The organism is Fusicatenibacter sp. (genome assembly GCF_977045365.1).
Map to the genome: position 1 here is coordinate 46,754 of NZ_CDRRUH010000001.1, position 12,546 is coordinate 59,299.

At 53.3% G+C, this 12,546-nt stretch carries 14 protein-coding genes; 13 read left to right on the top strand and 1 reads right to left on the bottom strand.

Features of this window, described 5'->3' with window-relative positions; all coding sequences use genetic code 11:
- Positions 1-10 precede the first annotated feature (10 nt).
- The 13 genes from selD (at position 11) to ACY2VW_RS00320 (ending at position 10,975) form a co-directional block, all read left to right on the top strand.
- Positions 11-1,054, top strand: coding sequence for a selenide, water dikinase SelD (gene selD, locus ACY2VW_RS00260; protein WP_461876596.1), 1,044 nt, complete (start codon positions 11-13; stop codon positions 1,052-1,054).
- Between the two features lie 16 nt (positions 1,055-1,070).
- Entirely contained in the window at positions 1,071-1,694 is a 624-nt protein-coding gene (yedF, locus tag ACY2VW_RS00265) for a sulfurtransferase-like selenium metabolism protein YedF (protein ID WP_461876597.1), read from the top strand.
- Positions 1,691-2,839, top strand: a complete 1,149-nt coding sequence (locus ACY2VW_RS00270) for an aminotransferase class V-fold PLP-dependent enzyme (RefSeq protein ID WP_461876598.1) — start codon at positions 1,691-1,693, stop codon at positions 2,837-2,839. The genes yedF and ACY2VW_RS00270 overlap by 4 nt, the downstream gene beginning before the upstream one ends.
- Positions 2,840-2,896: 57 nt before the next feature.
- Positions 2,897-3,133 (top strand): DUF3343 domain-containing protein, encoded by a 237-nt coding sequence (locus ACY2VW_RS00275; protein WP_022462466.1) that lies wholly within the window; start codon positions 2,897-2,899, stop codon positions 3,131-3,133.
- Between the two features lie 15 nt (positions 3,134-3,148).
- The gene (locus ACY2VW_RS00280) at positions 3,149-3,520 is read left to right on the top strand and encodes a winged helix-turn-helix domain-containing protein (protein WP_461876599.1); all 372 of its coding nucleotides are present in this window, start codon (positions 3,149-3,151) and stop codon (positions 3,518-3,520) included.
- A gap of 151 nt (positions 3,521-3,671) precedes the next feature.
- On the top strand, positions 3,672-4,517 hold the full coding sequence (yqeB, locus tag ACY2VW_RS00285) for a selenium-dependent molybdenum cofactor biosynthesis protein YqeB (protein ID WP_461876600.1): 846 nt from the start codon (positions 3,672-3,674) through the stop codon (positions 4,515-4,517).
- Between the two features lie 30 nt (positions 4,518-4,547).
- Positions 4,548-5,573 carry a molybdopterin-binding protein gene (locus tag ACY2VW_RS00290; protein ID WP_461876601.1) on the top strand — a complete coding sequence of 342 codons (1,026 nt, stop codon included), beginning with the start codon at positions 4,548-4,550 and terminating at the stop codon, positions 5,571-5,573.
- Between the two features lie 3 nt (positions 5,574-5,576).
- A complete protein-coding gene (moaA, locus tag ACY2VW_RS00295; RefSeq protein WP_461873426.1) occupies positions 5,577-6,548 on the top strand; it encodes a GTP 3',8-cyclase MoaA in 972 nt (323 codons plus the stop codon).
- A gap of 37 nt (positions 6,549-6,585) precedes the next feature.
- Positions 6,586-7,023 carry an MOSC domain-containing protein gene (locus ACY2VW_RS00300; protein ID WP_022462461.1) on the top strand — a complete coding sequence of 146 codons (438 nt, stop codon included), beginning with the start codon at positions 6,586-6,588 and terminating at the stop codon, positions 7,021-7,023.
- A 29-nt stretch (positions 7,024-7,052) separates the two neighbouring features.
- Positions 7,053-8,075, top strand: coding sequence for an XdhC family protein (locus ACY2VW_RS00305; protein ID WP_461876602.1), 1,023 nt, complete (start codon positions 7,053-7,055; stop codon positions 8,073-8,075).
- A 38-nt stretch (positions 8,076-8,113) separates the two neighbouring features.
- Positions 8,114-9,061, top strand: coding sequence for a molybdate ABC transporter substrate-binding protein (gene modA, locus ACY2VW_RS00310; RefSeq protein WP_461876603.1), 948 nt, complete (start codon positions 8,114-8,116; stop codon positions 9,059-9,061).
- Between the two features lie 153 nt (positions 9,062-9,214).
- Positions 9,215-9,919, top strand: a complete 705-nt coding sequence (modB, locus tag ACY2VW_RS00315) for a molybdate ABC transporter permease subunit (RefSeq protein ID WP_461876604.1) — start codon at positions 9,215-9,217, stop codon at positions 9,917-9,919.
- 12 nt (positions 9,920-9,931) lie between these two features.
- A complete protein-coding gene (locus tag ACY2VW_RS00320) occupies positions 9,932-10,975 on the top strand; it encodes a sulfate/molybdate ABC transporter ATP-binding protein (protein WP_461876605.1) in 1,044 nt (347 codons plus the stop codon).
- Between the two features lie 92 nt (positions 10,976-11,067).
- On the opposite strand, the gene ACY2VW_RS00325 is transcribed toward ACY2VW_RS00320, so the two are convergent.
- Positions 11,068-12,441: a sodium-dependent transporter gene (locus ACY2VW_RS00325; RefSeq protein WP_461873433.1), complete on the bottom strand. Its 1,374-nt coding sequence runs from the start codon at positions 12,439-12,441 to the stop codon at positions 11,068-11,070.
- Positions 12,442-12,546: the final 105 nt, after the last annotated feature.

The following is a 12,546-nucleotide window of genomic DNA, read 5'->3' on the forward strand; positions in this document are numbered from 1 at the left end:
ACAGGTAACGATGGAAGAAGAAAAAATTATTTTCTGTAAGAGCGGCGGCTGTACGGCAAAGCTCGGGGCAGGCGTGCTTGAACATATTCTGGAAAAGCTGCCGAAAGGGGAAAAGGATCCGAATCTGCTGGTGGGCTATGACAGCAAAGACGATGCATCCGTCTACCGGCTGACGGACGACCTTGCGATGGTCCAGACGCTGGATTTCTTTCCGCCGGTTGTGGAGGATCCGTACACGTTTGGAAAAATTGCGGCGGCGAATGCCTTAAGCGACATCTATGCGATGGGCGGCGAGGTGCGGACAGCTCTCAATATCGTCTGCTTTCCAGAGCAGATGGATCTGAATATCCTCGGAGAGATCATGCGCGGCGGCGCGGAAAAGGTGCAGGAGGCGGGCGGATCGCTCTCCGGCGGTCATTCGATTGCGGATGACAGTGTAAAATACGGCCTTTCTGTCACAGGAACCGTGCATCCGGACCGGATCTGGCAGAACAATATGGGCCGCGTGGGTGATCTGCTCATTCTGACGAAACCGCTCGGAACCGGCATTCTCTGTGCGGCGCACCGCGTCGGGGATGAAACCCCGGGGGGATTTCAAAAGGCAGTGGAATCGATGATGACGCTGAATAAGTACGCCTCGGAGACGGCACGGAAGTATAACATTCATGCCTGTACCGATGTAACGGGCTTTAGTTTCCTAGGACATCTGCATGAGATGATGGAGTCGGGCGTGTCCTGCCATATCTGGGCGGATCAGATTCCGGTGTTCCCGGGGGCTGTGGAAGCGGCGGAGGAGTTTATGATCACTGCGGCAGGCCAACGGAACCGGAATCATCTGGAGCAGCATGTGACCTTTAAGGATATACCGTTCGGCATGCAGGAGGTGCTGTTTGACCCGCAGACATCGGGCGGGCTTCTGATGGCCGTGGATGCCATGGCTGCAGAAAAACTGCAGAGAGAACTGCGGGAGCAGGGGATTCCGGCAGCAATCGTTGGAAAAATCACGGAGCCGGCAGGAACCGAAATTTATGTGACACAGAGCAGAAAATGGTAAGACAGGGAGGATAAAAATGGCAGAGATGGAGAAAAAAACAGTAAACGCAATGGGAGATGTGTGCCCGGTACCGCTGGTAAAGACAAAAAATGCGATTGCAGAACTTGCGGGAAGCGGAAAAGTGGAGGTTCTGGTGGATAATGAAATCGCCGTGCAGAACCTGGAAAAAATGGCACAGCAGAAAGGATATGGCTTTCTGGTAAAAGAAGAGAAGGAAAAAGAGTATCATGTGGAGCTCAATGTATCGGAAAAGGAACAGGATGAAACAGAAGAGGAAACCGTATGCCTTGTACCGGCAGCAAAGAAAACAAAACTTGTTGTCCTTTCCAGTGATCATATGGGAGAGGGGGCTGAGGAGCTGGGCAAAATTCTGATGAAGAGCTTCCTTTACGCACTGACCCAGCAGGATGAGCTGCCGGATACGATTCTGTGCTACAACGGCGGCGCAAAGCTGACCTGCGAGGGTTCCGAGTCCCTGGAAGATCTGAAAGATCTGGCAGCGCGCGGCGTTGAAATTCTGACCTGTGGAACGTGCCTGAACTTCTATGGCATCACCGAAAAGCTGCAGGTCGGCAGTGTGACCAACATGTATGACATCGTGGAGCGCATGAGCAGCGCAGACCGCGTGATTAAGCCATGATTTACCTCGATTCGGCGGCAACGTCGCTGTGGCATCCAAAAGAAGCGGAGGAGCGCATGATCCAGGCACTGCACGGCTGTGGAAATGCAGGCCGCGGTGCCCATGATGCGACACTGGACGCAGGCCGTATCGTTTTTGAAACGAGAATGCGGCTGGCAGAGTTGTTTCACGCGGAGAGCCCGGAGCGGATTGCATTTACGTGCAACGATACGGAGGCACTGAACACGGCAATTTTCGGACTCTTCGGGCCGGGGGATCATGTGATCACGACAGTCTGCGAGCATAATTCCGTTCTGCGCCCGCTGTATGCACTGGAAAAACAGGGACTGGAGCTTTCCGTGATTCCGGCGGATGTATCTGGAAGGATCGATTACGATCAGATGGAAGCGGCAGTGCGGAAAAACACGAAAGCGTTTGTCGTTACGCATGCCTCCAACCTGACCGGAAATATCACGGATCTTGCGCGGGTGCGCAGAATCGCAGAACGCCATTCTCTGCTTCTGATCGTCGATGCGGCGCAGACGGCGGGGATTCTGCCGATTGATGTACAGAAAAACGGGATCGACGTGCTCTGCTTTTCAGGCCACAAGGGACTATTAGGGCCGCAGGGAACCGGCGGAATCTACGTCCGTCCGGAACTTTCGATCCGGCCGCTCAAAATGGGCGGAAGCGGAATCCGAAGCTATGAAAAAGAACAGCCTGCGGCGATGCCGGAGCACCTGGAAGCTGGAACTTTAAATGTCCACGGAATTGCGGGACTTCTGGGAGCGCTGGAATATCTGGAGAAGACGGGGATTGAAATGATTTACAAAAGAGAGAGGGAGCTGATGCACCTCTTTCTGGAGGAAATTCAGGGAATCCCGGGACTTACTTTATATGGAACGGACGATCTGCAGCAGCGGGTACCAACGGCGGCATTAAACATCGGCTCCTGTGATTCGGGATATGTCAGCGACTGGCTGTATGAGAACTATGGTATTGCAGTCCGAAGCGGGGCACACTGCGCGCCGCTGATGCACGAAGCACTCGGGACACGGGAGCAGGGAGCCGTGCGGTTCAGCTTTTCCCATGTACTGACGGAAGAAGAAGTCCGGATTGCCGCGCAGGCTCTGCGGGAGTTTGCCGAAGAAGAAATGCGGCAGTGAGAGAGGCGGCATCTGGCATCCGGGATACAAAAGAAGCTGGAAAAAGGAAGAAACGATATGAGACAGCGAAAAGAAACCTGGATTCTGACGTTTGCGGGAACAACGCAGGCGATGCAGATGGAACAGTATGCGAGAGCGCACGGCCTGCCGGGCAGGATGATCCCCGTTCCGCGGGAAATTACGGCGGGCTGCGGCCTTTCGTGGAAAGCAGCGCCGGAAGAGGGAAAAGAGATCCTTGCGGCACTTCAGACGGCGGGACTTGCCTATGAGGCGGAATACCGCGTGCTGCTGTAAAGGTGTGAGGTGGAGATGGAAGAAAAAGAAGAAGTATTACGGCAGGAGCTGCGGTATGACATGCGGCTGCGCGTCAGCCGGACAGATCACGCCTTCGGCCCCGGCGTGGCGGAGCTGATGGAGCATGTGGAGGCGACCGGTTCCCTTTCGAAGGGCTGCAGGTGTATGCAGATGGCATACTCGAAAGGCTGGAAAATCTTAAAGCGCGCCGAGGAGGATCTCGGCATCCCGCTGGTACAGGGAAACCGGGGCGGAAGCAACGGCGGCCAGACGGTACTGACCCCGGAGGGAAAAGAATTCCTGAAGCGGTACCGGAAGTTTGAACAAGAAGTCCGCGCAGGCGCCGATGCGTCGTTTCAGAAGTGGTTTGGAACAGAAGAAAAATAACATTTTTTACGGGGACACGTTGACAAAACGTGTCCTTTCCTGTATTTTTATTAATGGAAAAAGCGTTATTCTCACGCGAAAATAACGAAGCAGACCGCGGAAGACGGAAGAAAACGGCGGCTGCTGAAACGAAAGAAGGAAGACAGCGAAGATGAAAAAGAAAGATCTGATCGTGGTACGGGGAGCAGGAGATCTTGCAACCGGTACGATCCACCGTCTGAAAAAAGCGGGCTTTCGTCTGCTGGTTCTGGAAGCAGAGCATCCGGCGGCGATCCGGCGGCAGGTGGCTTTGAGCGAAGCGGTATATGCCGGCAGTGCCAGGGTAGAGGACGTGGAAGCCGTGCGCATGGACGTGGAGCTCGCAGAGAAAAAGAACCGGAAAGAACTTCTGGAACAGGAAATGGAACGGATCTGGAAGAAAGATGGTGTTCCGGTGCTCGTGGATCCGGCGGGACTAAGCATTGCAGCACTTCGCCCGGCCGTCGTGGTCGATGCAATTCTGGCGAAGAAAAATCTCGGGACGACAAAAGAGATGGCACCGCTTGTGATTGCCCTCGGACCGGGCTTTACGGCAGGAGAAGATGTGGATGTTGTAATTGAGACGAAGCGCGGTCATAATCTTGGACGCGTAATCCGAAGCGGAAGCGCGGTTCCGAACACCGGCATTCCGGGCATCATCGGCGGGTACGGAAAAGAGCGTGTGATGCATGCACAGGCGGAAGGTATTCTGCGGAATGCGGCTTCGATCGGTGACATCGTGGAAGCCGGGGCTGTGATTGCAGAGATTGAGACAGAAAACGGGATGGTACCTGTGGAAGCATCTCTCTCCGGTCTGCTGCGCGGGCTGATCCGCGACGGCTATCCGGTGACGAAGGGATTTAAGATTGCGGACATCGATCCGCGGAAAGAAGAACTGCAGAACTGCTTCACGATTTCCGATAAGGCGCGGTGCATCGCCGGAAGCGTGCTGGAAGTGATCTGCGGAGAACTGGAATAGATTCAAAGAAAAAAAAGTGAGGCGTTTCAGATGAAACTGATGAAAACAGAAGACGCGGCAGGCCAGGTGCTCTGCCACGATATTACACAGATTATCAAAGGTGTGACAAAAGATGCGGTATTCCGCAAAGGCCACATCATTACAGAAGAAGATATTCCGGTGCTGTTAAGTGTCGGAAAGGACAACATTTACATCTGGGAAAAGGACGACACGATGCTGCATGAAAATGAGGCGGCACAGATCCTCTACGATATGTGTAAAAACGATCATATGCATCCGTCCGATGTCAAAGAAGGAAAAATTGAGCTGATCGCAGACTGCGACGGTCTCTTGAAGGTAGACCGCGAGAAGCTGAAAAAAGTAAACAGCATCGGCGAGATGATGATTGCGACGCGCCACGGTGATACATACGTGAAAAAAGGCGACAAACTGGCGGGAACGAGAATTATTCCGCTCGTCATCAAAAAAGAGAAGATGGAGACGGCACAGGCAGTCTGTTCCGACGGGCCGATCCTGAACTTAAAGCCGTTCCACAAGAAAAAATTTGCGGTTCTGACAACGGGAAATGAAGTGTATTACCATCGGATCGAGGACACCTTCACACCGGTTATCCAGGAAAAGCTGGCAGAATTCGGCGCGGAGATGATCTTTCATGAGGTTTACGATGATGATGCATCGAAGATCACAGACGGATGCCGCCGCGCGATGGAAGCGGGTGCCGATCTTGTCTTCTGCACCGGAGGAATGAGTGTGGATCCGGACGACAAGACGCCGCTGGCGATCAAAAATACCGGAGCACGCATCGTTTCCTACGGCGCGCCGGTGCTGCCGGGAGCCATGTTCCTTCTGGCGTATGCCGAAAACGGAACACCGATCGTCGGCCTGCCGGGATGCGTCATGTATTCGAAACGGACGATTTTCGATCTTGTCCTGCCGCGTCTCATTGCAGATGATGAGGTGACAGCGGAGGAGCTGGCAGGTCTTGGCGAGGGCGGTCTCTGCCTGAGCTGCAAGGTATGCACCTTCCCCAACTGCGGTTTTGGAAAAGGCAGATAAACGATGAAGGATCAGTATGGCAGAACGATCGATTACCTGCGGATTTCCATCACGGACGCGTGCAATTTGAGATGCCGGTACTGTATGCCGGAGAGTGCGGCGGGCTGTGCACTGGAGCAGGCGGAACAGAATCCGCCGCTTACCGTCGAAGAGATGCTGAAGATTGTGCACGCCGCGGCTGGGCTTGGCATCACGCATTACCGGATTACCGGAGGGGAACCGCTGGTAAGAAAAGAGTGCGTGGAGCTGGTGCAGAAAATAAAAGCAGTGCCGGGCACCGCATCCGTTGGGATCACGACGAATGGCGTGCGCCTGGCATCGTGTGCGAGGGATCTGAAGGCGGCCGGCTGTGACAGCGTGAATGTGAGCCTGGATACAGTGGATGCGGCAGAGTTTGCGGCGCTTACCGGACGCGATGCGCTGGAGCAGGTAAAGCAGGGCATCTGCGCGGCCAAAGAGGCGGGTCTTTTAGTGAAGCTGAATGCGGTGCATCGAAAAGAACTGCATGCACAGGAACTGATTGAATTTGCAGAGCAGGAAAAAGTCCCGGTGCGGTTCATCGAGGTGATGCCGGTGGGCGCCGGAAAATCGTACGTGGGTCCGTCGAATGAGGCGCTGAAAACAGAGCTGGAACAGTGGTATGGGGCATGTACGCCGGACCAGGAAAAAGAAGGAAACGGTCCTGCGGCTTATGTGCGGTACGAAAAGCTGTCGATGCCCGTCGGCTTTATCAGCGCGATCCACGGAAAGTTCTGCGGAAGCTGCAACCGCGTACGGCTGACAAGCCGCGGCTTTTTAAAGCTCTGCCTCTGCTATGAGAACGGCGTGGATCTGCGGGATGTTCTGCAGAACGGAACAGCGGCGGATCTGCGGGATGTGATGGCACAGGCAATCTTAAAAAAGCCGATGGAACACTGCTTTGAGCGGCCGAAGGATATGACGGAGCACCACCTGATGTCCGGCATCGGCGGATGAAATGATGGCGGTTCGAAAAGAAGAGGAAACAAAAGAAATGGGAAAAATCATAGGAATCTGTATCAGTGAAAAACGGGGAACGGCAAAGCACGAGGTGGAAACGGCGAAGCTGGTGGAAGACTGGGGCATCGAGGGCGATGCACACGCCGGGCACTGGCACCGCCAGGTGAGCCTTTTGTCGTATGAAAAAATAGAAGCCTTCCGTGCAAAGGGGGCGGATATTCCGCTCGGCGCCTTCGGGGAAAACCTGATCGTGGAAGGATATGATTTCCGGAATCTGCCGGTCGGCACGCGGTTTTCCTGCGGGGATGCGCTGCTTGAGATGACGCAGATCGGAAAGGAGTGCCACAGCCACTGCGAGATTTTCAAACGCATGGGTGAATGCATCATGCCGCGGGAGGGCGTTTTCGCGGTGGTGCTGCGCGGCGGAACGATTCAAAAGGGTGACACCATCGAACTGGTGACGGAAAAGTAGACCAGAGATCAGACACAAGGAGAGGAAACATGGACGAACTTTACCGGAAACTGCTTGCACAGCTGGAAGAGGGACAGGATACGGTTCTTGCCTTTATCACCGAAGGGGACGGCTCCATTCCGCGCACGACGGGCGCCTATATGCTGGTCGGCCGGGAAGGACGGATTTTCGGAACTATCGGCGGCGGAAACCTGGAATATCAGGCGGTTCTGCATGCGCAGGAGCTGGTGCAGGAGAAGAAAAGTGAATACAGAGAATACGATCTCGGAACCGGAGAGGGGAAGGGACTTGGTATGGTCTGCGGCGGCAGAGTGAAAGTGTGCTTCTATTTTATGAATGGAGCGCACGGCGAAGCAGAAAGTCTGTCGCAGGCACTTGCGGCGCAGGAGCAGTACCACAGCTACTGGATTTTCTTTGCGCTGGACGGAACCGGCATCCGCGTGCTGGAAAAAGAAGCGTGGGAACTGCTTCCGGCGGCACAGGAAAAAGCGGGCCACTGCCGGATTCTGGAACTGGACAAAAAAACGTATTATGCCGAGAAATTCTGCTACGACGGAAAGGTTTATCTGTTCGGCGGCGGCCATCTGGCCCAGGAACTAGTTCCGGTGCTGCATCATCTGGATTTCTGCTGTATCGTACTCGATGACCGGGAGGAATATGTGGATAAAGCACTGTTCCCGGATGCCGGGCAGACGATGCTGGTGGATTTTGCGAAACTGGATGAGGTCCTTTCCATCCAGAAAAATGATTATCTTGTGATTGTGACGCGCGGCCACCGGTGTGATGCGGATGCCGAGGCGTTTGCACTTCGTACTGACGCATCGTATATCGGTGTGGTGGGAAGCCGCAGAAAGACAAAATATGTGCGCGACAAACTGGAAGCACAGGGCTTTACCAAAGAACAGCTTGACAGTGTCCATGCCCCGATTGGAATTGAGATCGGAAGCGAGACACCGGCGGAGATTGCGATCAGCATCGCCGCACAGCTCATTCAGATCCGGTCTGCAAAAACCGGAAAACGAAAAGGTGCACATCCGGCGCTTCATACGTGAAGCCCGGTGCAAATATACAAAATGAGGAGTCAATTATCATGAAAAAGAAAACAGTATCCATTTTTCTGATGGCAGCTATGGCACTTTCTCTTGCCGCATGCGGATCTTCCAATTCCACAGATTCTTCCAGCAAGAGCAGCTCCAAGGCAGAGAGCACATCTGCATCCGGCGCTTCATCGGAAGCCGAGAGCACATCCGGCGCCAAGAGCACAGCAGACGGCGAAGTATTTGACGACACCACCGTTACGGTATTTGCCGCAAAGAGCCTGAACTCCGTAATGGAGACGCTGATCAGCGAGTACAATAAGACGCAGCCGAATGTCAAACTGGTCGGCAGCTATGACAGCTCAGGAACCCTGATGACACAGATCGAAGAGGGTGCATCCTGCGACGTATTCTTCTCCGCAGCAGCAAAACAGATGGATCAGCTTGAGGGTGAGAATCTTCTGGTTGAGGGAACCCGTCACAACATCGTAAACAATCAGGTCTGCGTTGTAACCTATGAGGGAAGCAATACAGAAGTTACGGGTCTGGAGGATCTGAACAAGGCATCCAGCATCGCACTGGCAGACGGTTCCGTTCCGGTTGGAAAATACACAAGAGAAGCACTGGTCAATGCAGGAATTCTGGAGAAAGCAGACGACGTATCGGCCATCACAACCCAGCAGGTTTCCGAAGCGCTCGGCGGCGTGGAAATCAACGAGTGTGCAAACGTAGGAGCCGTTACTTCCGCTGTTGCAGAGGGATCCAACGAGGTTGGTACGGTTTACTATTCTGATACCTACGGTCTGGAAGACCGCCTGAAGGTTCTGCAGGTCGTTCCGTACGATCTGACCGGAAATGTCATCTACCCGGCAGCACAGGTTGTCAACAAAGAGGCAGATGAGACCGAGCAGGCAGCAGCAAAGGATTTTGTAGAGTTTCTGACTTCCGACGAGGCAGCCGCCGTCTTCCGGAATTATTACTTTGATACAGAGGTAGAATAAAAAGAAGATCCCCCAAAAAACAGCAGGGATTTGAAATCACCGTCCGAAAAAGAAAGATTTCGTTTCTGCGGACGGTGGTTTTGCATCAGAGAAAATCCGGGCAGGATGCGTGATGCAGGTATGCAGGGCTGCCGTGGATAGAAAGGAAATGTTATGCAGGAAATACTGGATTTTTTACAGTCACTGGACTGGAGCCCGCTTGTCATTTCGATCAAGACCGGTATTGTGGCGACGATTCTGTCCTTTTTCTTTGGTATGTTTGCCGCGCGTGCGGTGATGAAGCTGCGTCCCGGCGCGCGTGCCGTGATTGACGGCTTTCTGACTCTTCCGATGATTCTGCCGCCGACCGTTGCAGGCTTTTTCCTGCTTCTGATTTTCAGCCTCCGTCGTCCGTTTGGTGCTGCACTGTATGAGAATTTCGGTATCAAGGCAGTGCAGACATGGCTTGGCTGTATTCTGGCGGCAACGATCATCGCGTTTCCGCTGATGTACCGCAATTCGAGAGCGGCATTTGAGCAGGTGGATACGAACCTGATCTATGCGGCGCGGACGCTTGGTATGTCGGAGTGGAAGATTTTCTGGAAAGTGGTCATCCCATCGGCAGGTCCCGGTGTGCTCTCCGGTACGGTGCTGGCATTTGCAAGGGCGCTCGGTGAGTACGGCGCGACGTCGATGCTGGCCGGAAATATTCCGGGAAAGACGGGTACCGTTTCCCAGAAGATTGCAATGGTGATTCAGGACGGGGATTATAAAACGGCGGGTTTCTGGTCTGTTGTCGTACTGCTCGTCGGATTCCTTACGATGACGGCGATGAACCTTCTCGGCAACCGGAGAAAGAAAAATCAGAAACAGTGGTAGAGAGGATAAATCATGGCGCTTGAAGTAGATATTACGAAAAAACTGGACGGCTTTTTTATGCATATGCAGTTCCGGGCGGAGCAGGAAATTTTTGCGATTCTCGGCGCGTCGGGCTGTGGAAAAAGCATGACCTTAAAGTGTATCGCCGGAATCGAAAAGCCGGATGAGGGGCGGATTGTCCTTGACGGCAAGGTGCTGTTTGATTCGGAGAAAAAAATCAATCTGCCGCCGCAGAAGCGGAAAGTCGGCTATATGTTCCAGGATTATGCCCTGTTTCCGCATATGAATGTTGTGCAGAATATTGAGGCCGGCATGGGAAAACGGCCGGACCGGAGCCGCACGGAATCGTTGATCCGCCAGTTTCAGCTGGAAGGGCTGGAGAAAAAGATCCCGGGACAGCTTTCCGGCGGACAGAAACAGCGCGTTGCGATGGCACGGATGCTCGCTGCAGAGCCGGAGCTGATTCTGCTCGACGAGCCGTTTTCAGCGCTTGATACCTATCTGAAATGGCAGCTGGAGCAGGAGATGCACAAACATCTGAAGGAGGCCGGAAAACCGGTCATCTTCGTATCGCACAACCGCGATGAGGTGTACCGTCTCTGCGATACGGTCAGCTGTATGAACCGGGGAAAGATGGAAGTCATGGAACCGCTGAAGGAATTTTTCCAGAATCCGAAGACGCGCACAGCGGCAATTTTGTCGGGCTGCAAGAACATTTCGGCGGCCGGGCGGGTGGATGCGCACACGCTGCGGGCCGTGGACTGGGGCGTGACGCTGCACGTAAAGGAGCGGGAAATTGCAGACGATATCTGCGCAGTCGGCATCCGGGCACATTTTCTGGCCACAGTAGAAAGGCCGGGTGAGGAAAATGTATTTCCGGTCAACGAATCCGAAATCTGGGAAGATCCGTTTGAATGGAACATTTCGTTCCGGAAGAATGCAAAATGCAGCTGGCTGCAGTGGAAGATCGCAAAAACAGACTGGAGCCCGGAAATGGGGATTCCAAAGGAGCTGTATCTGAAGGAGGAAGATATTCTGCTGCTGACGGATTCCTGATGATGGTGTGACAGATTTGGATAAAAAAAGATTGTTTTCGAAATCGTGATCGTGTTTCGAAAACAATCTTTTTTTCATCGTTTACAGCTTCATTACATGGTGATCCAGCCGAATGCATTTGCCACGGAGCTGAACAGAATGATCAGTGCAAACACCGGGCAGAGATACTGGATCATGACAAGAAAGATTTTCTTTCTGCGGAAGCGGCTTTCGCCGTGGATGATTTCTTCCTCGATTTTCGCCACACCGATGACTCTCGAAACGAGAAGACAGGTGGCAATGGCAGCAACTGGCATCATCACGGAGTTCGTCAGGAAGTCGAAGAAATCCAGGAACTGCATGCCAAGAATGGTGACGGAGGAAAGCGGTCCGTAGCCAAGGCAGGAGAGCGTTCCGAGCGCAATCATGATAACACCGATCAGAACGGTCGATTTTTTACGGCCCCAGCCGAGCTCATCCTCAAAGGTGGAAACGGCGCTTTCTGTCAGTGCAATGGAGCTGGTCAGTGCGGCAAACAGCACCAGAAGGAAAAACAGAATACCGATCACAGTGCCGAAGCCCATATTGGCGAAGACTTTCGGAATGGTGATAAACATCAGGGAAGGTCCTGCCTGCAGGGTATCCGGATCTCCGCCGGAGAAGGCAAAGACAGCAGGAATGATCATCAGGCCTGCCATGATCGCAATGGCGGTGTCGAAAATTTCAACGTTGCGTGTGGAATCCTCAATCGAGGTGTCTTTTTTCATGTAGGAGCCAAAGGTGATCAGAATACCCATCGCAATTGAGAGGGAGTAGAACATCTGTCCCATGGCGGCAACAACGGACATCCATGAAAAGTTTTTGATGTTCGGAACAAGGAAATACTTCACGCCTGCCAGTGCGCCCGGTCTTGTCACGGAATAAACGGCAATGATAACGGAAAGGACGATCAGAATCGGCATCATCACTTTGGAAACGCGTTCAATGCCGTTTCGCACACCGGCGTAGATGATAGCGACCGTAATGAGGCAGAAAACGGCAAAACAGAGCTCTGTGGAAACTCCGTTTGAGATGAAGCCGGAAAAATAGCCGTCCTCTGCGAGCAGGGTGCTGTTTCCCTTCACGTATTCGATCAGATATTTGATGACCCATCCTCCGATGACAGAGTAGTATGGAACGATCAGAATCGGGATAATGGCGTTGATCCAGCCTCCGGCGGAAAGCCATTTCGATTTGCCGAACGACTGGAAAGCGCCGACCGGGCTTTTTCGTGTCATGCGTCCGATGGCGGACTCGGCAACGATCATGGAGTAGCCGAAGGTGAGCGCCAGCAGGATATAAATGAGGAGGAAAATTCCTCCGCCGTATTTTGCTGCGAGGTAGGGAAAACGCCAGATGTTTCCAAGTCCGACGGAAGCGCCTGCTGCAGCCAGCACGTAACCGATTTTGCCGGAAAACGAGCTGCGGGATTTGTTGTGTTTGCTCATAGAGTTCCTTCCTTTTGTGTTTTTGTGTGTTACGAAAATTTTGGGTTGATGGTCAGTTCTTGAAGACTTTTTATGCTGACATCATAAAGAAGATTGTAACATTAT